Below are 21,298 nucleotides of genomic sequence, written 5' to 3' on the forward strand. Positions count from 1 at the left end.
TTACAAATGTACCAAAGTGTAAAAATCAGAATGCGAATCATTGCTTATTGATATGATCGCTGCCCCGCGGACCACCGCGGGGCATGCCCCCTTTAAACATGGAGTCTTCGATGAAACCTCGCAATCGCGCGCTGTCCCCCGCCAGCCAACTGTGCAAGCTGGCCTCGCTGATCGGCCTGATGAGCCTGGGCATGCAGGCCGCCATGGCGCAGTCGGCGTTCGACACCCCGGACCCGGACTACCAGGGCCAGATCATGGCCATGCCGGCCGAAGGCGGCGCCATCACCGCCGGCAGCGACGTGCACCTGATGGGCCGCGGCTTCAAGCCGGGCCAGCACATCACCCTGACCCGCGGCACCACCGTGCTCAACGCCGAAGCCTACGTGGCTGACGCCCAGGGCGGCTTCAAGGGCGAACTGAAAGTGCCGGCCGACGCCGCCGTGGGCCAGCAGCCAATCGTGGTCACCGTCAGCAACCCGGCGGCCGCCGCCGTGCTGCCGCTGAAGATTTCGCCGGTGGTGCCGCTGTCGGGCACCGAGCGCTTCAAGCAGACCAGCACCAAGCTGGTGCCGGGCCTGTACCAGTCGGCGGTCAGCGCCAAGAGCGGCGCAGTGTTCGTGACCGCCGCCGTGGGCCGCCCGCCGGTGAAGGAATCGCAGCTGCTCAAGCTCAACCCCAACACCCTGGCCGTCGAAGCCCGCGTCACCCCGGCCGCCGCCCCGGGCCGCGAGCCGGGGAACGTCTATGCCGTATACGGCGTGGGCGTCGACGACCGCAACGGCAACGTCTGGGTCACCAACACTCGCCAGAACAGCGTGGCCGTGTACCGCCAGTCCGACCTGGGCCTGGTCAAGCAGTTCGCCCCCGACACCGTCGCCCACGCCCGTGACGTGGTGGTGGACGCCGGCCTGGACAAGGCCTTCGCCGGCGCCACCGGCACCTCGACCATCGTCATGTTCGACGCCGGCAAGCAGACCATCGAACGCACCATCGAGATCAAGTCCAACCAGCGCGGCGAGCGCGCCGCGCCGTTCACCGTCGCCAGCCTGCACCTGGACGCCCAGAACCACAAACTCTACACCGTGAGCCTGAGCACCAACGAAGCGGCGGTGATCGACGCCAAGACCGGCAACGTGGAAAAAGTGTTCCCCATCGAAGGCGTGAAAATGGCCATGGGCGTAGCATACGACGCCAAGACCAACCGCCTGTTCGTGGCCGCGCAGAACAGCGACAACCTGGCCATCGTCGACGTCGCCAGCGGCAAGACCCTGCACCTGGTGCCGACCGGCGCCGGCCCGCTGAACGTCACCTTCGACCCGGTCAAGCGCCTGGCCTACGTCAGCAACCGCGGCGCCGGCACCGTCACCGTGGTCGACCCGGACGGCAAGCTGGTGGCCAACCTGGACGACGGCACCTTCCCCAACCACGTGGCCACTGACGGACAGGGCAACGTGTTTGCGGTGAACAAGTCCAAGGGGCCGGATGACAAGGATGGCGACCGCATCACGCGCATCACCCAGGTGCGCTGATAGCCCCCTGACGCGGCCTTGCGGCCGCTGCTACGGGTTGACCTGTAGCAGCGGCCGCAAGGCCGCGTCACAGGCGACGCGAAGCCTGAACAGCCGGCTGATGGCTGCCCAACCATGCGCCCACTGCCACCACCAAAATCGCCCCCGCCGCACTCGCCGGCCAATGCAGCCACGTCACTTCGACCAACCCCGGCACCAACTGCGCGCTGTCCCCCGCCATGCCGCCCGCGATCCAGCCGATCAACCCCGCGCCCGCCTGCACCAGCCACGGCCAGCGCTGCATCGCCGCCAGCACGAAGCGGCTGCCCAGGACGATGATGGGAATGCTGACCAGCACCCCCGCCGCCACCAGGTAGACATTGCCCTGCCCTGCCCCGGCCACCGCCAGCACGTTGTCCAGGGACATCACTACGTCGGCGACGATGATGGCCTTGATGGCGCCCCACAGGCGCGTGCCGCCATCGATTTCCTCGGCGTCATCTTCACGGTTGGCGGCCAGCTTGATGCCGATCCACAACAGCAACAGCGCCCCCACCAGCTTCAACCACGGCACCGCCAGCAGCTGCATGGCGAAGCCCAGCATCACCACCCGCACGCCAATGGCCCCGGCCATGCCGCCGTAGATGGCCTTGCGCTGCAGCGCCTTGGGCAGGCGCCGGCAGGCCATGGCGATGACCACGGCGTTGTCGCCGCCCAGCAGCAGGTCGATGGCGATGATCTGCGCCAGGGCAGTCCACAGGAAAGGGTCGGTTATCCAGTTCACGGGGGCACCTCAATGAACGAACAGCGGGAAGATGCCGGTCAGCAGCGACACCGCCAGCAGGATCAGGCAGCTCACCAGCGACCAGCGCAGGGTGTAGCGCTGGCTCTCGGCGTAGTCGAGCTTGAGCATGCTGACCACAAGGTAGGTGGACGCCACCAACGGGCTGAGGATGTGCACCGGCTGGCCGATCAGCGAGGCGCGGGCCATCTCGATGGCGCTGATGCCATGGGCCTGGGCGGTCTGCGCGAGGATGGGCATGATGCCGAAATAGAACACGTCGTTGGACACCAGCCAGGTCACCGGAATGCTCACCAGCGCGGTGATCACCGCCATGAACGGCCCGAACGCTTCCGGTATCACCTTCAGCAGGCCCTGGGCCACCGAGTCGGCCATGCCGGTGCCGGTCAGCACGCCGGTGAACACGCCGGCGGCGAAGATCAGGCTGGACACCGCCAGGATCGGCGGCGCATGCAGCTCCAGCTGCGCCTGCTGATCCTTGAGCCGCGGGAAGTTGACCACCAGCGCCAGGCACGCGGCAATCATGAACAGGTAGCTCAGCGGCAGCAGTTCCAGGCACAGCGCCAGGATCAGCAGCACCGTCAGGCACCAGTTGAAGACAAAGCGCCAGCCGCTGTCGCCACGGTGCTCCTTGTGGTCGGCAAAATGACCGTTGAGGTCAATGGCACCGCCCAGGCGCGCGCGCTCGCGGCGGCCGAACAGCCAGGCCAGGGCGAAGGTCCACAGCATGCAGGCCAGCAGGCCCGGCAGCATGGGCACGAACATCTCGCCCACGTCCACGTGCAACGCCGTGGCCGCCCGTGCGGTCGGCCCGCCCCAGGGCACCATGTTGCCCAGCCCCGCCACTTGCAGCAGCAGGCAGCACACCATGGGCAGCGACAGGCCCAGGCGTTTGTAGATGGGCAGGAACGCCGACAGCACGATCATATAGATGGTGGCGCCGTCACCGTCCAGGGCGACGATGAACGCCAGCGCTACGGTGCCGACGAAGATTTTCACCGGGTCACCGCGCACCGCGTTGACGATGCGCGTCACCAGCGGGTCGAACATGCCCGCCTCGGTCATGGTCAGGAAGAACAGCATGGCGAACACCATCATCACGCCGTTGGGCGCAACCATGCGCACGCCGTCGAGGATAAATTTACCGACGTCGGCGTGGAAGCCGCCGATCAGCGCGAACACCGTGGGGATCAGGATCAGCGCGGTCAACGCCGAGAGTTTCTTGCTCATCAGCAAGAAGATGAAGCAGGCCAACATGATAAAACTGAGCATCATGAGCATGGCGTTTTCCTGTTTTTTATAGTTGTACAGGGGGTGCCGCGAGCGGCATCACCGCAACCGATGATGCCGACATTCTAGCCAGTCAGACGGGCAGGCCCTTGCTGCGCAGCAATGAATCGAAGCGCTCCGGGTCGGCAGTGCCAGCGCGGTTGGTCTCGCGGATGCCCGCCTCGCGGTCCAGGTGCGCCAGGGTCCTGGGCAGCAGCGCCGCAGCGTCCTGGGCAGGGATGGCGATGACGCCGTCGGCGTCGCCCAGCACCAGGTCGCCGGGCAGCACGCACAGGCCGGCGCAGGCGATGGGCACGTTGATCTCGCCCGGGCCGTCCTTGCTCGGGCCGCGGTGGGTGTGGCCGGCAGCGAACACCGGGACGATGCCCTCGGCCAGTTCTTCCAGGTCGCGCACGGCGCCGTCGATGACGATGCCGCCCAGCTTCACCCGCAGCGCGGTGGTGCGCACCAGGCCGCCGATGACCGCCTGGCTGACGTCGCCGCCGCCGTCGATGACCAGCACGTCGCCGGCCTGCACCATCATCAGCGCCTTGTGCACCATCAGGTTGTCACCGGGGCGCACGCGCACGGTGAAGGCCGGGCCGCAGAGCTTCAGCGACAGGTCGCCGTGGTAGGCGCGCAGGCCGCGGGCGCCGATGCTGCGGCCCATGCAGTCGCCGGCCACCGCTACGGGAATCTCGCGGAAGGCGTGCACCAGGTCTGCCGGCAGGCTGGCGACGCGTGGGTTGATGCGGTAGCCCGCAGGCCATTGTTGAGCGGTCATGGCAGTACTCCAGTTCAGTGTTGAAGAACCTGTGGGTTGACGCAGGCGCTGGCCGCAGGCGGCGTGCCGTCAAGGAAGCCCAGCACGTTGCGCGCGGCGCCCGCGGCCATGGCCGCCAGCGCCGCCGGGGTGGAACCACCGACGTGCGGGGTCAGCACCACGTTGTCCAGGCGCAGCAGCGGGCTGTCGGCCGGCAGCGGCTCGACGGCCATGGTGTCGAGGCCGGCGGCGTACAGTTGGCCGCTGGCCAGCGCCTGCACCAGCGCAGCTTCGTCCACCACTTCGCCACGGGCGGTGTTGATCAGCAGCGCGCCTTCGGGCAGCAGCGCCAGCTGTTCGGCGCCGATCAGGTTGCGGGTCTGGGCGGTGAGCGGCACGTGCAGGCTGAGCACCTGGCTGCGCCCGAGCAACACGCTCAAGTCGTCGATGCGCTCGGCGCCATCCAGCGCGGCGTCGGCGGGCAGCAGCGGGTCGTGCACCAGCACCTGCATGCCGATGGCCTGGCAGGCCCGGGCCACGCGCCGCGCCACCTGGCCAAAGCCGATGAGGCCCAGGCTACGGCCGCTCAGCTCCAGGCCGTCCTGGGCACGAGACCAGCGGCCCTGGCGAATTTCCCGATCCATCCAGCTGACCCGGCGGGCGGCGGCGAACATCAGGCCCAGGGTCATTTCGGTGACCGACTGCGCGTTGGCGCCGGGCGTCACGTACACCGGGATGCCCCGCCCAGTGGCGGCGGCCACGGCGATATTGCTGACGCCGACGCCGTGCTTGGAAATGACTTTCAGGGTGGGACAGGCGTCGATGGCGGCGGCGGTCAGGTCCAGGGTGCGGGAGATAACGGCGTCCACCGGCTCGCGAGCGAGAATGCGTTCGATGTCGGCGGGGCCTTGCTCGGGCGTCACGTACAGCACCCGGCAACCCTGGGCCCGCAGCAGTTCCAGGCCAGCGGGCGCCAGGCGTGGGGCGGTCACAAGAATGGTATGAGGCATGGGCAGGATCTCTGGCTTGTTATTGTTCGCTGCCGAAAGTATCCCCGCGGTTATCCTTTATTTCTATTAGCGTATTTTCAAGAAATCATTCTCCGTAGGAATGATTTAGTTGCAGGATCCCAATGAAGCGCCGCGTGGCCGGCGACAGGTAGCCGTCAGCGCGGTGCAGCACGCCAAAGCGCCGGGCCATGGTGGTCAGCGGGTTGGGAATTTCCACCAGGCCGCCGCCGTGGCGGCTGTCGGCCAGGTTGCGCCGTGAGAGGAAACTCAGCAGCCCGGTCTCGGTGATGAGGTTGGGCACCGCGGCGATGGAGCTGGTGGCGATGGCCACCCGCGGCGCCGGCAGCCCCTGGGCCAGGAACGCCTGGTCCAGCCACTGGCGCGTGGCCACCGATGGCGCTGAGAGAATCCAGCGGTACTCGCACAACGCTTCCAACGGCACCTGGCGCCCGGCCAGCGGGTGGTGGGCGCTGGCGGCCACCACCACTTCGTCACTGGCGATGGGCAACTCCACCAGGTCATCGTTGCGGGTGCCCAAGGGCCCCACCACCAGGTCCAGCAGGTCCTTGCGCAGGGAGTCGTGCAGCACGTCGTTCATGCCAATTTGCAAATCCAGCACCACCGCCGGCGCTTCTTCCTGTAACAGCCGGCACGCGCGCGGCATCAGGTATTCAGCAGTGGTGGCTGCCGCGCCGACGCGAATGGTGCCGGCCAGGCCCTTGCCCAGCGACGAGGTCTGCCGATGGGTTTCGTCGAGCATGCGCTCGATCAGCAGCGAGCGGTCGCGCAGCAGCTGCCCGGCATCGGTGAGACGGATGCCGCGGCCAATGCGCTCGAACAACTCGGCGTCGTAGGCGCTTTCCAGGCGGTCGATGCACTTGGACAACGCCGACTGGGAGATATGCAGCGCCTCGGACGCCCGCCCCAGGTGGCCCAGTTCGGCGACCTTGATGAAGTAGACCAGGTCGCGAATCTGCAGGTTGATGCTCATCGAGGCGGTGCTCCCGGCGATCCTTGTGGGTGTGCGCGGGAGGATACCTTATGCGGCAGCGATTCCGCGCCAGGGCACCACGCCCAGCAGCACCGCGCTGGTGAGCAGCACCAACATCAGGCCAATCACCCAGGGGAAACAGCGCCGCTGGTTGTCGCCATAGTTGAGGTCCAGCAGCGCCACCAGCAGATAGGTGGATGCCACCAGCGGGCTGAGCAGGTGCATGGGCTGGCCCAGCACCGAGGCGCGGGCCATGGCCACCGGCTCGATGCCGTAGGCATGGGCGGTCTGCGCCAGGATGGGCAGCATGCCGAAGTAGAACGCATCGTTGGTGACCGAATAGGTGGCCACACCGCTGAACAGCGCCGTCACTGGCCCCAGGTAGGGGCCCAGCCAGGCGGGGGTGACCAGCAGCAGGTCCTTGGCCATGGCGTCGACCATGCCGGTGCCGAACAGAATACCGGTGAACACCCCGGCCGCGAGAATCAGCCCCACCACCGAGATCACGTTGTAGGCGTGGGCGCTCAGGCGCTCCTTCTGTTCCTGCAGGCTGGGGTAATTGATCATGAGCGCCACCGCCGTCGCCGCCACGAACAGAATCGGCAACGGCATGAGGCCCATGATCAGCGCCACCAGCAGGCCGACGGTGAGCAACACGTTCACCCACAGCATGCGGGGCCGGCGATAGTCGGGGGTGTGGGCGATGTCACGTTTCACCGCGTCGAACTCGGCGTCGGTGAGCACGCCCACCCGGCGCCGCTCGCGCAGGCCGAACACCAGGGCCACGCCCAGGTTGTAGATGAACCCACAGGCCATCACCGGGATCAGCGGCACGAACACTTCGGCCACCTCCACGTGCAACGCCGACGCGGCCCGCGCGGTGGGCCCGCCCCACGGCAGGATGTTCATGATGCCGATGGCCATCACCATCAGCGTGGCCATGTACTGCACAGACAGGCCCAGGCGCTTGTACACCGGCAGCAGCGCCGACACGCAGATCATGTAGGTGGTGGAACCGTCGCCATCCAGGGCCACGCACAGGCTCATCACTGCGGTGCCCAGGTAAATTTTCAAGGGGTCGCCACGGGCCACACGGACCACGCCGCGCACCACCGGGTCGAACACGCCGGCGTCGGTCATGATGCTGAAGTAGACGATGCTGAACATCAGCAGCGCCGCCGTGGGGCCCAGTTTCTGCAGGCCGTCGAGCATCATCGGGCCAATCTGCGGGCCGGCCACCAGCAGCCCGAACGCAATGGGCACCACCACCAAAGCCACCAGCGCCGACATGCGGCGCGTCATGATGAGCGCCATGAAGGCCGCGACCATGGAACCTCCGAGGAAGGTCAACATAGGGTTGTCTCCGCAGCGCGCCGGCCGTGCCGGCGCGGATTATTGTTGTTATGGGACCGTCATGGCGACGGGAGACGGCAGCGGTGGCTCAGGCCCGGGCCAGGTGCAATTCCTCCTTGAGCATCTGCAGGTCCGCGGCGCTGATGCTCAACCCTTCACTGCGCGCCCGCGCGGCAGCGAGGTTTTCGCGCTCGCCGGGCATGTGCACGCAGTCAAAGCCGTCGGCCAGCGGCAGCGCCCGGGCGCGTTGCACCAATTCATCGGCGCGCTGCAGGTAATCGGCCATGGGCAATGCAGCGTCGGGGCGGAAGGTGATGAAGGTATGACCCACGTTCTGTGGTCGGGTGAAATCAGTGTTCTGGTTGCGCACCTGGCCACCGAAGGCGGCGCCGGACATGACGCCAGCCATCAGTTCCATCATCAGCCCCAGGCCCGAGCCCTTGGGCCCGGCCATGGGCAACACCACGCCGTCCAGCGCCGCGGCCGGATCGGTGGTGGGCGCGCCGTGGGCGTCCAGCGCCCAGTCGCCGGGAATCGATTCCCCCAGCCGTGCGGCGCGACGGATCTTGCCGAACGCCACCACCGAGGTGGCCATGTCCAGCATGATCGGCGCCAGCCGGCCAGGGGCGGCGAAGGCGAACGGGCTGGTGCCGAGGAACGGCGCCCGCGCGCCCCACACCGGCATCAGTGGCGGCGCGTTGGTCAGCACCAGCGCCCCCAGGCCGGCGTCCAGCGCCTGCTGCAGGTAGCTGGCGGCCATGCCGAAATGATTGCTGTTGGAGGCCAGGACCATGCCGATGCCGTGCTCGCGGCCGCGCTGGATGGCTTCGTCCATGGCCTTGCGCGCCACCAGGTAACCCATGCCGTTGTCGCCGTCCAGGTGCGCAGTGGCGCCCGGCCCGCCGCTGACGGTCAGCGCCGGGCGCGGGTTGACCACGCCCTCGCGCAGGCGCCGGGTATACACCGGGATGCGCCCGATGCCATGGGAGCTGACGCCACGGGCGTCGGCGTCAATCAGGCAATCGGCCACATAGCGGGCGTCGGCGTCAGCCAAGTGGGCGGCGAAAATGCGCGTCACTTGCCGGGACAAGTCTTCATGGGAAACAACGGCGGTTGCTGGCATCGGGTGTGCACCTGGCGGATGAGGTTGTAATGGGCCGCGGGATGCCCCGCGCCAAGGGCCAGGTCGGCTTCATCCGCTGTTCAGCCGCCTGCCTGTGCGCCTATTCTTGGACCCGTTCGCCAAGCCGGTCCAATGGCTAATTTTCCGCAACCGTTGAATCCGAGGAATAGGTGCGCCGCCCATGGATTACCGTGACCTGAGCTATTTCGAGACTATCGCCGAACTTGGCCACCTGGGGCTGGCGGCGGACCGGCTGTGCCGCACGCAGTCGGCGCTGTCCAAATGCGTGCGGCGCCTGGAGGCGGAATTGGACGCGCAGTTGTTCGAGCGCAGCGGCCGGCGCATTGCCCTCACCCCGGTGGGCGCGCTGTTGCTGGAGCGGGCGAAGATCATGCGCCGCGGCATGGAGGAATCGCGGCGCCAGATCGCCGATTTTTCCAAGGGCATCACCGGCCACGTGCGCCTGGGTGCGTCCACCACCATGGCCGAGCTGGTGCTGCCGACGGTGACCGCGCGCTTCCTGGCCGATGCACCGAAGGTAACCATGGAGCTGAAAATCGGCATGAACGACATGCTCCGCGACCTGCTCAATGCCGGCCACATCGACATCATGCTGGGGCCGTTGGACAGCAGCGACACCAGCAACATCGCCCTACCGTTGCTGGACGACGAAGTGGTAGTGGTCGCAGCCCCCGGGCACCCGATCTTCGCCGGCCCCATGGACCTGGCACAACTGGCCCGCTACCCGTGGATACTCGCCTCCACCCAGGCCTCCACCCGGCGCTGGCTGGACACCCAGCTGAGCCAGGCGGGCCTGCCGCCGACGGCGGTGCAAGTGGAGACCAACTCAATCCTGTCGCTGCCGGGGCTGATCGTGGAAAACCAGTTGCTCAGCCTGCTCTCACGGCGCAACCTCGGCCCTGGGCGGCCAGGGCACCCGCTGCAGGAAGTACCCATCGCCGGCACCACCATGAAACGCACCTTTGGCGTGATTTACCGGCAGGAAAGCTTTTTGTCACCCGCCGCCGTCTGCCTGCTCAATGTACTGAGGAATGGCGAATGGGCGGCCTTGAGCCCTTGAGGAATTGCACGATGCCGCCACACCCGCCCTTTTCCGGCGCCAAGATCGCCCTGCTGTGCGAAGGCCAGATCCTCACCTACCAGCGCGACGACAAGCCGAGCATCCCCTGGCCAGGGCTGTGGGACTTGCCCGGCGGTGGCCGCGAAGACGATGAAACGCCTGTGCAATGCGCCGCCCGCGAGACCTGGGAAGAGTTCGGCTTGACCCTGGATGAGAGCTGGATCGTCTGGACCCGGGTCTACCCTGGCCAGGGCATGAACGGGCTGGACACCTGGTTCTTCGTCGCCCAGGTGCCGGTGGGCACCTTCGCGCAGGTGGTGTTTGGTGATGAAGGCCAGCGCTGGGAGGTGACCAACGTAGAGGCTTTTCTGGCCCGTTCCGACGGCATCGACCGGCTGCAGGCGCGGCTGCGCGAGTACCTTTCGGCACAGTGACGGGTCTCAAAGGGTAACAGTTCAAGGATTGTCCGAAGCGGCCGCCACGATACAATTCCGGCCTCCAGACTCTGCGGCAACTTCAAGACGATAAAGGAGTGAGCAGCGATCAATTGCAACGCGGCAATGACCTGAAGGTTGGCTATCGTGATGCTGAACATGACATGGTGGAACTGTCGACTTGCACCACCGGCGGCAGGCGCCTCGCGATACCCCATCACCCCGGCCTTCGATGAAATCATCAGGTCGCTGCTGCAGGACCGGAATTCGGACATCGTTGGACTATGCGAAGTTGATGACACGGATATCGAACATATAGAGCAATTGCTGCAACGCCCCGCCCTCTCACACTTCAAGGTCATCAGCCTTTACAAAAAAGGCCGCTCCATTGACGACTTGTGCCTGATCTACAACACAACCCGGCTTGTTCCGAGGGGTACGCCGCAGTACGCCAACGCTCGTGATACCACTTACGACACGTGGCTGAAAGCAGGTGTTTTCATATGCCTTGAGTTGCACGGCCTTGGGCCTGTATTCATCGGGCTGTCTCACTGGCAAAGCCGTAACACCCTGCCAGAGGGCTCACCCTCGCGTTTCAAGCTGGGCGTGGCGCTAAATGCGACGGTGACGAAAATTCGTCGTGAAAACCCAGGCGCGCCCATCATTCTGTGCGGTGACTACAACGACGAGCCCTTTGACCCCTCCGTGGTACATGGGCTGGGCGCCACCCGCGATGTCTCGCTGCTCAAGACCCGGAAAAACGCCCTGTTCAACCCATTCTGGCCCCTGATGGGGTCCCCCAGTTGCAGCGAACTGCCTCCCGGCACGTTCCTCACCAGTGGCAAGGGCGTGTCCTCGCTGCTGATGTTCGACCACATGATGCTGTGCTCGGCGGCCTTGCGCTGCTGGAAAGTGGCGGATAGAGCGGTGCTCAATGAGATACCCGCCAAGGAATGGAAAAAAGTATCAGACCACTACCCTATCTTCCTGACTCTCAAGAGCGCCACCCCATGAACTTTCTAGACGCCGTAAAACAGGGAATGTGCAAGGCGCGCGAGGCCGATGCTGCCACGTGTGAAGTCAACACGATATTCGAGGCCATCAACCTGGACCTGGCGCGATTCGACGAATCGGTAAACCTCAAGCTTGCACGAACGGTATCCACCGTCGCGTCAATAAAATCAGTGACCAGCTTCTTCACCGAAGTCACCAGCGAATACGCCCCCGAAGATGTCATCCAACTCACCGTGACAACACAGGGCGCTTCGACCACGTCGGTCATCGCGAAGTGGCGCCAGCACACCGATGGCTTCCCTTGCGTGCTGTCATTTGAAGGGGAAGAGTTCACCTGCACAACGGGCGATGACCTGCGCGCTGCTTTCTCGGAGCTGTTCAGCACGGCCAGCTTCGGCCGGGCGCTGGTGGCGTCATTGGAATAAGCGGAAACCCGGGCTGCGGGCGGGTCTGGTAGAATAGCGGCCTAGATCCGCCCATCACCCATGGGCCCTCGGCAGCATGCACCCTGACCATGCCGCCCCTACGCCCAGAATGTCCGAGCAATATGTCTACCAATACCGCTGCCGTAACTGCCGTTGAACCCTCGCGCCGCTTCAGCGTTGCCCCCATGATGGACTGGACAGACCGCCACTGCCGCTTCTTCCTGCGCCTGCTCTCCGCCAACGCCCTGCTCTACACCGAGATGGTCACCACCGGCGCGCTGCTCAACGGTGACGCCGCGCGCTTTCTGCGCCACGACGACACCGAGCATCCGCTGGCGCTGCAACTGGGTGGCAGCACGCCTGCCGACCTGGCGGCGTGCGCGCGCCTGGCGCAGGAGGCCGGGTATGACGAGGTGAACCTGAACGTCGGGTGCCCCAGTGACCGGGTGCAGAACAACATGATCGGCGCGTGCCTGATGGGGCACCCGGCGTTGGTGGCCGATTGCGTGAAGGCGATGCGCGATGCGGTGTCGATTCCGGTGACGGTGAAGCACCGCATCGGTATCAATGGCCGCGACAGTTATGCCGAGCTGTGCGATTTCGTCGGCCAGGTGCGTGAGGCCGGGTGCCGCAGCTTTACTGTGCATGCGCGCATTGCGATTCTGGAGGGCCTGTCGCCCAAGGAGAACCGTGATATTCCGCCGCTGCGCTATGACGTGGCGGCGCAGTTGAAGGCTGATTTCGCGGACCTTGAAATCGTGCTGAACGGCGGCATCAAGACCATGGCCGAGTGCCAGGCGCACCTGAATACGTTTGACGGGGTGATGCTGGGCCGCGAGGCGTATCACAACCCGTACCTGCTGGCGACGGTGGACCAGGAGCTGTTCGGCAGCACGGCGCCGGTGATTTCCCGTGCCGAAACCCTGGCGAAGATGCGCCCCTATATCGCCCGGCATATCGAGGAAGGTGGCGCGATGCATCACGTGACCCGGCATATCCTCGGCCTGGGCCAGGGTTTCCCGGGGGCACGCAAGTTCCGCCAGTTGCTGTCGGTGGACATTCACAAGACCAACGACCCGCTGGGGTTGCTGGACCAGGCAGGTGGGTTGCTCGAAGGTCGCTGATGCCCTGTAGCAGCGGCCGCCAGGCCGCGTCATGGACGTTGCGCACGTGACGCTGCCTTCGGCAGCTGCTACGGGGAACCGTTGCGGCCTTTTGGGGCTCTAAACGGCAGTCTTCTTCCACCCGATGGCCGCAGCGCTTGAGCGCTTGGCGGCGGTCGGGTAATGTCACTCAATCGCACAGGACAGAGCACGCTCATGACTTCCAAGCTGGAACAACTCAAGCAATTTACCACTGTGGTTGCCGACACCGGCGACATCGATGCGATCAGCCGCCTCAAGCCCGTGGACGCCACCACCAACCCTTCGCTGCTGCTCAAGGCCGCGTCGATGCCCGGCTACGCCGAGCTGCTGAACGACGCCGTGCGCGACGTGAAGGGCGATATCGGCCTGGCCTGCGACCGCTTCGCGGTGTCGGTGGGCAGCGGTATCCTCAAGGTGATCCCGGGCCGCATCTCCACTGAAGTGGACGCCCGCCTGTCGTTCGACGAACCAGCCCTGCTGGGCAAGGCCCACCAGTTGATCGACCTGTACGACAAGGCCGGCGTTGGCCGCGACCGCGTGCTGATCAAGCTGGCGTCCACCTGGGAAGGCATCCGCGCCGCCGAGAAGCTGGAGAAGGAAGGCATCCAGACCAACCTGACCCTGCTGTTCTCGTTCGCCCAGGCCGCCGCCTGCGCCGACGCCGGGGTGTTCCTGATCTCGCCGTTCGTGGGCCGCATCTACGACTGGTACAAGAAGTCCACCGGCCAGGAATACACTGGCGCCGAGGACCCGGGCGTACAGTCGGTCACCCGCATCTACAACTACTACAAGGCCAACGGCTACGACACCGTGGTGATGGGCGCCAGCTTCCGCAACATCAGCCAGATCGAAGAGCTGGCCGGTTGCGACCGCCTGACCATCAGCCCCGAGCTGCTGCAGAAGCTGTCGGATGACACCGGCACCCTGGCGCACAAGCTCAAGCCAGGCAATGGCGGCGAAGCCAAGCACCCGTTGACCGAGGCGCAGTTCCGCTGGGAGTCCAACGAGGACGCCATGGCCACCGAGAAGCTGGCCGAAGGCATTCGCCAGTTCGCCCGCGACCAGGAAAAACTGGAAGCGCTGCTCAAAGCCAAGATCTGATCGCGCCGCAGCAATGAAAAAAGGGCGACTCCCACGGGAGTCGCCCTTTTTTGTGCCTGGCCTGGCGGAAGAATTGCGATGGCCGCATCGCGAGCAAGCTCGGCTCCTACAAAGGCGAGCCGGGTCAGCTGCGCTCGAGGGCGCTGACCAGGTCGTGGAACGCCTCGCGGTTGGAGTCGTTCAGGCCCATCAGGATCTTGTGCGCCTCCAGCACCTTGGTGCGCACGATGTCTTCGGACTGGTCCTGGGACGGCAGGTCGGTCAGGCACTCGGGGCACGGGATCGGCCGGCCGACGATGTTGAACACCTGGTCGAAGCCCATGGATTGCAGCAGGCGCGTGATGTCCTCGTGGGTCGTGACCACGGTGGGCAGCAAGCCAACTTTCTGCCGCGACAGGATCGACAGCTTGGCCAACAGGCCCAGCGTGGTGCTGTCAATGCTGCGCGTCTCGGTGAGATCGATGACGATCGCCGAGAAGTTCAGGGCAGTGAAGATCTTCTCAATAGTCGCATCCAGCGCCGAACACAGGGTCAGGCGCACTTCACCAACAAATTTCAGCACGAAAGTGCCATTTTGTTCAGCGAACTGGATTCTACCAGTACTCATTCTAGGTTCCTGCTTAGCACCATCAGGGCGATATCATCCGGCATCTCCCCAAGCGTGGCCAATCCAAACTTGCGCCGCAGGCCATCCAGGCCGCCGCCGACTTCCTTGACGATTTCCGGCAAGGCAGCCTCTTTATCTTTGAGTGTTTCGCCGGGCAAAAGGTCCAGAATGCCATCAGAGAACAAGGTCAAGCTGAAGCTCTCCGGCAATTCCAGCACGTGGTCAGTGTAGGTGGCCTCATTGAACAGGCCCACCGGCAAGCCACGCCCTTCCAGGTAACGCACCTGGCCCTGGCTGAAGAACACCGGCAGCGGCAAGTGCCCGCCGATGCTGTAGGTCAGCAGCCCCGTGTCTTCGTCGATCACCCCGCCCACCATGGTCACATGCTTGCCCAGCTTGCAGTTGATCAGCCCGCGGTTGATGTGGCCCAGCACTTCCGACGGCTTGAACTCCGGCAGGGTGCCATTGCGCTTGAATTCGAACATCAGGCGCGTGGTCATGAATTTCAACAACACGGTCACGAAGGCCGAGGAGGCACCATGCCCGGAAACGTCAGCCAGATAGAATGCCACTCTACGCTCATCAACGCGAAAACAGTCGACGAAATCACCTGAAAGGTACAAAGAGGGGATTATCTGGTGTTCGAAGGTGAAGCCGTCGACCACCCACGGGCTCTCGGGCAGCATGTTCATCTGCACCTGGCGCCCGGCGTTCTGGTCCTCCTGCAACAGGTGCAGGCTGGCTTCCAGTTCGCGGTTGGCGGTTTCCAGCTTTTCGCGATAACGCTGGTTTTCCTTCAGCAACCAGGCACGGTCGAGCGCCCGGCGCACCGAGTGCTCGAGCACCGCCAGGTCTTCGAGGGGCTTGATCAGGTAGTCGGACGCACCCAGGCGCAAGGCCTCGACGGCGTCGTTCATGACCCCGGCACCGGACAGCACGATCACCGGCATGTCCGGCGCGCGCTCGGTGACCTGGCGGATCAGCTCAAGGCCGCCGACCTGCGGCATGCGCAAGTCGCAGATCACGAGATCGGGCTGTTCCTGCTCGAATACCTGAAGTCCCTCCAGGCCGTTGCAGGCCTGCAGGACGCTGAAACCACTGTCTTCCAGGTAGGCGGCGAGACTCGCACGCACTACGTCGTCATCATCGATTATCAGCAGCGTGGCACTGGTTTTCTGCATGTGGGCAAACGGCGCCAGAAATTGGTTGGCGTAAGGTACTCGGCCGGGCCTGAGCTCGCTTACTGGATTCACTTCTAGCCTCTCTTGGCAGTGGTTGCAAGGCCAAAGCCTGCCACACTGAACCAGAGGTGCCCTCTAAGGCGCAGACGGTACTCCCATCCGCCGGGTGTTTCAAGCGTGTGCCGATGGTCGCTTGCTGTCTTTACAGCGCAAATCACCGGGGGTTATAAAAACCTATCCGCAAGCAACCTAATGGAAGGATGCAGCCCATGTCCCAAGCCGAGCGCGACTTCGCCGAAAAACGTGATTTCATTCGCATGACGGTCAACGCCAAGGTGTTTCTCATCGTCGACGGCCAGCGCGTGCTGGGGGTGTGCCGCGACCTGTCCAGCACCGGCATGCAGATCGAGGCGCGCAGCGCGTTGCGGGTGGGTGACGTGGTGGGCGTGCACCTGCCCTCCGAGCACGCGGCGCTGCGCGATCTCGATGCCCAGGCGGAAGTGGTGCGCATCGAGGAACTGGGCGCCGGCTTGCAGACCATCGGCCTGAGCATCGTGGAGATGCGCTGAGCAGCAAAAAGGCGACCACATGGGTCGCCTTTTTTCATGCAGCGGTGAATCAGAAATCGTCGACGACGTGGCCGTCCTTGATCTTGTATTCGCGCGTCTGCAGGTAGGCGTTGCGGATGAAGATGTACTTGTCGCCGTTGATCATCTTCTCGGCCTGCAGCAGCTGGGCGCGGGTGTCGACGATGCTCAGGGCGAACAGGCTGTTGCGCAGCGACATGTCGTCCATGTAGCGGTACGGCTGGGTGAAGCTGTCCGGGTACTTGGCGATGCCGTCACGCACGGTGCTCGGGCCCAGCAGCGGGATCATCACGTACGGGCCGCTCGGCACGCCCCATTTGCCCAGGGTGATGCCGAAGTCCTGGTCGTTGCGCTGCAGGCCCATGCGGGTACCCACGTCGAACAGGCCGGCGACGCCAAGGGTGGTGTTGAGCAGCAGGCGCGCGGTGTCGACGCCGGCGGCCTGGGGGTTGGCCTGCAGCACGTCGTTGGCGAAGTTGCCGACGTCACCGATGTTGTTGAAGAAGTTGTGCACGCCATCCTGCATGAACTGCGGCGTGATCCACTGGTAGCCCTTGGCGATCGGCTTGAGCGCGTAGGTGTCCAGCGTGTCGTTGAAGCGGAAAATGACACGGTTAGCCCCTTCCCATGGGTCTTCATCGGCGGCCTGGGCCACAACCGGGGCCAGGACGACGCCGGCGATCAGGCAGGCCTTGGCCAGACGATCGATCACACCCGTACCGATCAAGCGCATAGATGTTACTCCTTGGAATTCGATTCACGCCCCCGGGGGCGCATTACAGAGTGACCCAGTATAAAGCTTCTGCGCCGAATCCGTCAGTTTAGTCGCAAAGTGTTCCTTCTCCGACCAAAGTAGCGTCACGCCACATTCATACAACTGTCACGCATACCCCGTAGCCTTCATCGGTCCAAACAGGGAAGCCGACATGCCTGACACCGCACCCTGCGTCCCCACTTTCACCGCGCTGCTGTTCGGCCTGAGCGGCTGCCTGGTGGATTTCGGCGCACGCACCGAACCCGACGCCGGCCCTACCCCCGGCGCCCTGCAAGCGTTGAAACTGCTGCGTCACCAGGGCGTGCCCTGTGCGTGGCTGGATGAACTGGACGACACCCTCGCCCTACCCCTGGCCGCGCCGCTGCCGCGCTGGGTGAAAGCCGTCGGCGTGCCCGATGGCAACCCCTGGCCCGCCCCCGATGCCTGCTGGCAGGCGCTGATGCACTTGAACGTCTCGCGCCTGGACGGCTGCGTGCTGGTCAGTGGCAACCCGCGGTTGTTGCAGTCGGGGCTCAACGCCGGGCTGTGGACCGTGGGCCTGGCGTCGTGCGGGCCGCTGTGCGGGCTGTCCGCCGAGCAATGGGGCGAATTGGAAGCGCGCGAGCGCGACCTGCTGCGCGGCAAGGCCACGCTGAAGCTGTTCGCCCTGGGGGTGCATTCGGTGATCGATCACCTGGAAGAGCTGGAGGCCTGCCTGGCCGACATCGCCCTGCGTCGCTACAAGGGTGAAAAACCCTGATACGACTGCATTGATCAGGATCATGCAGGGAACGCGGCGGTGGATTAATCTAAAGGTCAGTCATGGACCTTTGGCACCGCGCCGCGGTCAATGGCTGTGCCTATCATTGAAGGGAGATCGCCATGCCTGCCCGCGAACTGCAAGAGCAATTGAACACATTGCGCGAGCAATTGGAGCAGAACCCGCCGCTTAACGAAGAGGAGCGTGCGAACCTGCACGACCTGATGGCCCAGATCGAGGCCGAGCTGCAACTGGAAACCGCCACCAACAACCCCAACCTCGCCGACGGCGTGAACCTGGCCGTGGAGCGCTTCGAAGTGGAGCACCCAGGGCTTGCCGGGACGCTGCGCAACATCGTCCAGACCCTGGGTGGCATGGGGATCTGACCCAGCCCTGTAGCCGCTGCCTTCGGCAGCGGCTACAGAATCCGTTACTGGCGCACCAACCGTGCGTTTTCCAGGGTGACCGCCGAGGTGCTGCGGTACGGGTTGATGTCCAGCCCGCCGCGGCGCACGTAGCGCGCGTATACCGTCAGCACCTGCGGGTCCAGCAGGCGCTGCAAGTCCATGAAGATGCGCTCCACACACTGCTCGTGGAAGTCCGAGTGCTGGCGGAAGCTCACCAGGTACGCCAGGAAGCTGGCGTGGTCCAGGGCCGGGCCGCGGTAGTGCACGGCCACGCTGCCCCAGTCGGGCTGGCTGGTGACCGGGCAGTTGGATTTCAGCAGATGGCTGTGCAGGCTCTCCTCCACCACGCGCGACGGGTCGCAACGCAGCAGCTCGGGCTGCGGGTGCTCGTAGCTGGAAATGCTCACGTCCAGGTCGTCGACACACACGCCCGGCAAGGCCACCACGCCTTCGGCCTGCACCTCGGCCAGCGAACGCACACGCACGCCTACCGGCTTGCCGGCAGCGGCAGACAGGTCCTTGACCAGGCAGGCTTCCAGCGCCTGCACGCTGTCGAACGGGGTCTGGTTCAGGGAGTTGAGGTACAGCTTGAACGACTTCGACTCGATGATGTTCGGCGAGTCGGCCGGGATGCTGAATTCACCGATGGCCACCACCGGCTTGCCCGATGGCAGCAGCCACGACAGTTCGAAGCAGTTCCAGAAGTCGACGCCCTGGTAAGGCAGGGTCTCGGCGCTCAGGCCCAGCTCGGCCCATTTGGCCGCGCGCGGGATGGGGAACAGCAGGGATGGCGTGTAGGTGGAGATGTATTCGCTGGACTTGCCCAACGGCGAATGTTCGGCTGCGGGATGCATGTTGGAAACCTGGACGTGAGTAAACCCGCCCAGTTTACCACGCACTTTGTGTGCCCAGTGGTTGCATTCGACGCGGCCCGTGGCCGCTGCTACAGGGCCAGTCGTAGCAGCGGCCGCAGGCCGCGTCAGGGGGTCACTCGTAACGCAACGCGTAGGCCGGCTCGATCTGCGCCGCGCGCCAGGCCGGGTACACGGTGGCCAGGAAGCTGAGGATCAGGCCGGCACTGCAGATCATGATCACGTCGCCCGCCTGCAGGTCAGACGGCAGGTTGCTGATGAAGTACACGTCCGAGGTGAAGATGTGCTGGCCGGTGGTGCGCTCCAGCCAGCCCACCACGGCGCTGACGTTGATGGCGGCGATGACACCCAGCACGCCGCCGATCAGGGTGCCCACCACGCCGATCACCGTGCCCTGGACCATGAAGATGCCCATGATCTGCCGCGGCGTGGCGCCGATGGTGCGCAGGATGGCGATGTCGGCGCCCTTGTCGTTCACCACCATGATCAGCGTGGCGATGATGTTGAACGCAGCGACCGCGACGATCATCAGCAACAACAGGCCGATCATGGTCTTTTCCATCTTCATGGCGCTGAACAGGCTGCCCTGGGTGTGGGTCCAGTCGTCGGCCTTGTAGCCGTCACCCAGGCTGGCGGCGATAGCCTTGGACACCTGGGGCGCCATGTACAGGTCCTTGAGCTTGAGCCGCACGCTCTGCACCTGGTTGGGCTGCCAGTGCTGGATCTGCGCGGCGTCGGCCATGTGGATCAGGGCCATGGAGCCATCCAGCTCGGCGCCCACCTTGAACACGCCCACTACGTTGAGGCGCTGCAGGCGTGGGGTGATGCCACCGGGCTCGCCGCTGAGTTCCGGCACAATCAGGGTAATCTTGTCACCCACGTTGAGGCCAAAGCGGCGCGCGGTGATGTCGCCGATGACCACGCCGAACTCGCCCGGCTTGAGGTCCTGCAGCGCGCCCTTGGTGATGTGGTCGGCAACGATCGAGACCTTGCCTTCCTGGGCCGGGTCGACGCCGCTGACCTGGATCGGCTGCATGTAGCCCTTGTAGGACAGCATGCCGTCCATGTCGGTGAACGGCACCGCGGCCAGCACCTCGGGGTTCTTCAGGGCGGCGGCGGCCACCGGCTGCCAGTCGTCCAGGGGCTTGGCGCCGAGGATTGTCGCGTGGGGCACCATGCCGAGAATGCGCGAACTCATTTCCTTCTGGAAACCGTTCATCACCGACAGCACCACGATCATCGCCAGCACGCCGAGGGCCAGCCCGATCATCGAGGTCATGGAGATGAACGAGATGAAATGGTTGCGGCGCTTGGCCCGGGTGTAGCGCGCGCCGACGAAGATGGATAAGGGTCTGAACATACGTCAAGGCACCTGGAAAAAGGGTTGGAGCAACGCCCGGGCGAACCCGGGCGCAAGGGCTTAGATCGGGACCAGACGGCCCTCTTCCAGGCGCAGCACGCGGTCCATCTGCCGGGCCAGGTTGAGGTCGTGGGTCACCACCAGGAAGGCGGTGCGCAGCGACACGCTCAACTCCAGCATCAGGTCCTGGATGCCCTGGGCGGTGTGCTGGTCGAGGTTGCCGGTGGGCTCGTCGAGCATCACCAGCCCCGGCTTGTTCACCAGCGCACGGGCGATGGCCACGCGCTGGCGCTCGCCGCCCGACAGCTCGGCCGGCTTGTGCGACAGCCGATGGCCCAGGCCCACGCGCTCCAGCAGCGCCGTGGCACGTTGCTTGGCCTCGGGGATCGGCGTCTTGCCGATCAGCAGCGGCATGCACACGTTCTCCAGGGCGGTGAACTCGGGCAGCAGGTGGTGGAACTGGTAGACGAAGCCCAGCGCGCGGTTGCGCAGCAGGCCGCGGGCCTTCTCGTTCAGCGCCGACAGCTGCTCGCCGGCCAGCCAGACGCTGCCGGTGCTGGGCGTGTCGAGGCCGCCGAGCATGTTCAGCAGGGTGCTCTTGCCCGAGCCCGACTGGCCGACGATGGCCACGCGCTCGCCGGCGAACAGCTCCAGCTGCAGGTTCGACAACACTACCACCGACTCCGGGCCTTCCTCGTAGGATTTGCCCAGGTTGCGGCAACTCAGCACTGCTTTATCACTCATGCCCAAC

Annotated in this window: 23 protein-coding genes; 10 read left to right on the top strand and 13 right to left on the bottom strand. The window is 65.0% G+C overall.

What is annotated here, in order from left to right:
* Positions 1–110: 110 nt before the first annotated feature.
* Positions 111–1,529: a YncE family protein gene (locus ACWKWX_RS08750; protein ID WP_483827524.1), complete on the top strand. Its 1,419-nt coding sequence runs from the start codon at positions 111–113 to the stop codon at positions 1,527–1,529.
* Between the two features lie 67 nt (positions 1,530–1,596).
* Here ACWKWX_RS08750 and ACWKWX_RS08755 read toward each other — a convergent pair whose 3' ends face one another.
* The 7 genes from ACWKWX_RS08755 to ACWKWX_RS08785 all read right to left on the bottom strand — a co-directional run bounded on the left by ACWKWX_RS08755 (position 1,597) and on the right by ACWKWX_RS08785 (position 8,819).
* Complete coding sequence (locus tag ACWKWX_RS08755) at positions 1,597–2,292, bottom strand: TerC family protein (RefSeq protein ID WP_483827525.1); 696 nt, start codon at positions 2,290–2,292, stop codon at positions 1,597–1,599.
* Between the two features lie 9 nt (positions 2,293–2,301).
* The gene (locus ACWKWX_RS08760) at positions 2,302–3,591 is read right to left on the bottom strand and encodes a CitMHS family transporter (protein WP_416423459.1); all 1,290 of its coding nucleotides are present in this window, start codon (positions 3,589–3,591) and stop codon (positions 2,302–2,304) included.
* A gap of 82 nt (positions 3,592–3,673) precedes the next feature.
* Positions 3,674–4,363, bottom strand: a complete 690-nt coding sequence (locus ACWKWX_RS08765) for an RraA family protein (protein ID WP_473006058.1) — start codon at positions 4,361–4,363, stop codon at positions 3,674–3,676.
* A 14-nt stretch (positions 4,364–4,377) separates the two neighbouring features.
* Entirely contained in the window at positions 4,378–5,352 is a 975-nt protein-coding gene (locus ACWKWX_RS08770; RefSeq protein ID WP_473006057.1) for a hydroxyacid dehydrogenase, read from the bottom strand.
* A gap of 85 nt (positions 5,353–5,437) precedes the next feature.
* Complete coding sequence (locus tag ACWKWX_RS08775; RefSeq protein WP_483827526.1) at positions 5,438–6,343, bottom strand: LysR family transcriptional regulator; 906 nt, start codon at positions 6,341–6,343, stop codon at positions 5,438–5,440.
* A 48-nt stretch (positions 6,344–6,391) separates the two neighbouring features.
* Positions 6,392–7,696, bottom strand: a complete 1,305-nt coding sequence (locus ACWKWX_RS08780) for a CitMHS family transporter (RefSeq protein WP_483827527.1) — start codon at positions 7,694–7,696, stop codon at positions 6,392–6,394.
* Between the two features lie 88 nt (positions 7,697–7,784).
* Positions 7,785–8,819 (bottom strand): Ldh family oxidoreductase, encoded by a 1,035-nt coding sequence (locus tag ACWKWX_RS08785; RefSeq protein WP_483827528.1) that lies wholly within the window; start codon positions 8,817–8,819, stop codon positions 7,785–7,787.
* A 181-nt stretch (positions 8,820–9,000) separates the two neighbouring features.
* On the opposite strand from ACWKWX_RS08785, the gene ACWKWX_RS08790 reads away from it, so the two are divergent.
* The 6 genes from ACWKWX_RS08790 (at position 9,001) to tal (ending at position 14,019) form a co-directional block, all read left to right on the top strand.
* The gene (locus tag ACWKWX_RS08790) at positions 9,001–9,900 is read left to right on the top strand and encodes a LysR family transcriptional regulator (RefSeq protein WP_483827529.1); all 900 of its coding nucleotides are present in this window, start codon (positions 9,001–9,003) and stop codon (positions 9,898–9,900) included.
* 11 nt (positions 9,901–9,911) lie between these two features.
* Positions 9,912–10,334 carry an NUDIX hydrolase gene (locus ACWKWX_RS08795; RefSeq protein WP_483827530.1) on the top strand — a complete coding sequence of 141 codons (423 nt, stop codon included), beginning with the start codon at positions 9,912–9,914 and terminating at the stop codon, positions 10,332–10,334.
* 150 nt (positions 10,335–10,484) lie between these two features.
* A complete protein-coding gene (locus ACWKWX_RS08800) occupies positions 10,485–11,348 on the top strand; it encodes an endonuclease/exonuclease/phosphatase family protein (protein WP_483827564.1) in 864 nt (287 codons plus the stop codon).
* Positions 11,345–11,773: a hypothetical protein gene (locus ACWKWX_RS08805; RefSeq protein ID WP_483827531.1), complete on the top strand. Its 429-nt coding sequence runs from the start codon at positions 11,345–11,347 to the stop codon at positions 11,771–11,773. Before ACWKWX_RS08800 ends, ACWKWX_RS08805 begins: the two co-directional genes overlap by 4 nt.
* Positions 11,774–11,895: 122 nt before the next feature.
* Complete coding sequence (gene dusA, locus ACWKWX_RS08810) at positions 11,896–12,897, top strand: tRNA dihydrouridine(20/20a) synthase DusA (protein WP_483827532.1); 1,002 nt, start codon at positions 11,896–11,898, stop codon at positions 12,895–12,897.
* Positions 12,898–13,092: 195 nt separating this feature from the next.
* The gene (tal, locus tag ACWKWX_RS08815; protein ID WP_416423452.1) at positions 13,093–14,019 is read left to right on the top strand and encodes a transaldolase; all 927 of its coding nucleotides are present in this window, start codon (positions 13,093–13,095) and stop codon (positions 14,017–14,019) included.
* A 124-nt stretch (positions 14,020–14,143) separates the two neighbouring features.
* Here the strand turns inward: tal and rssC are convergent, their stop codons facing one another.
* Both rssC and rssB read right to left on the bottom strand, forming a co-directional pair.
* Entirely contained in the window at positions 14,144–14,626 is a 483-nt protein-coding gene (rssC, locus tag ACWKWX_RS08820) for an anti-sigma factor antagonist RssC (RefSeq protein WP_416423451.1), read from the bottom strand.
* Complete coding sequence (gene rssB / locus ACWKWX_RS08825; RefSeq protein WP_416423450.1) at positions 14,623–15,807, bottom strand: two-component system response regulator RssB; 1,185 nt, start codon at positions 15,805–15,807, stop codon at positions 14,623–14,625. The genes rssC and rssB overlap by 4 nt, the downstream gene beginning before the upstream one ends.
* Positions 15,808–16,076: 269 nt before the next feature.
* On the opposite strand from rssB, the gene ACWKWX_RS08830 reads away from it, so the two are divergent.
* The gene (locus tag ACWKWX_RS08830; protein ID WP_476298634.1) at positions 16,077–16,376 is read left to right on the top strand and encodes a PilZ domain-containing protein; all 300 of its coding nucleotides are present in this window, start codon (positions 16,077–16,079) and stop codon (positions 16,374–16,376) included.
* Between the two features lie 49 nt (positions 16,377–16,425).
* Here the strand turns inward: ACWKWX_RS08830 and ACWKWX_RS08835 are convergent, their stop codons facing one another.
* Positions 16,426–17,127 (bottom strand): MlaA family lipoprotein, encoded by a 702-nt coding sequence (locus ACWKWX_RS08835; RefSeq protein WP_416423448.1) that lies wholly within the window; start codon positions 17,125–17,127, stop codon positions 16,426–16,428.
* Positions 17,128–17,320: 193 nt separating this feature from the next.
* Here ACWKWX_RS08835 and pcrP point away from each other — a divergent pair, with 193 nt between their 5' ends.
* Both pcrP and ACWKWX_RS08845 read left to right on the top strand, forming a co-directional pair.
* Positions 17,321–17,908 (top strand): HAD superfamily inactivated hydrolase PcrP, encoded by a 588-nt coding sequence (pcrP, locus tag ACWKWX_RS08840; RefSeq protein WP_476298636.1) that lies wholly within the window; start codon positions 17,321–17,323, stop codon positions 17,906–17,908.
* Between the two features lie 122 nt (positions 17,909–18,030).
* The gene (locus tag ACWKWX_RS08845) at positions 18,031–18,294 is read left to right on the top strand and encodes a DUF4404 family protein (RefSeq protein ID WP_416423446.1); all 264 of its coding nucleotides are present in this window, start codon (positions 18,031–18,033) and stop codon (positions 18,292–18,294) included.
* A 44-nt stretch (positions 18,295–18,338) separates the two neighbouring features.
* Here the strand turns inward: ACWKWX_RS08845 and queF are convergent, their stop codons facing one another.
* The 3 genes from queF to lolD form a co-directional block, all read right to left on the bottom strand.
* Positions 18,339–19,169: an NADPH-dependent 7-cyano-7-deazaguanine reductase QueF gene (gene queF / locus ACWKWX_RS08850; RefSeq protein WP_483827533.1), complete on the bottom strand. Its 831-nt coding sequence runs from the start codon at positions 19,167–19,169 to the stop codon at positions 18,339–18,341.
* 133 nt (positions 19,170–19,302) lie between these two features.
* Entirely contained in the window at positions 19,303–20,547 is a 1,245-nt protein-coding gene (locus tag ACWKWX_RS08855) for a lipoprotein-releasing ABC transporter permease subunit (RefSeq protein ID WP_483827534.1), read from the bottom strand.
* A 60-nt stretch (positions 20,548–20,607) separates the two neighbouring features.
* A complete protein-coding gene (gene lolD, locus ACWKWX_RS08860) occupies positions 20,608–21,291 on the bottom strand; it encodes a lipoprotein-releasing ABC transporter ATP-binding protein LolD (RefSeq protein ID WP_416423443.1) in 684 nt (227 codons plus the stop codon).
* Positions 21,292–21,298 lie beyond the last annotated feature (7 nt).

This window comes from Pseudomonas imperatae, from assembly GCF_057128625.1.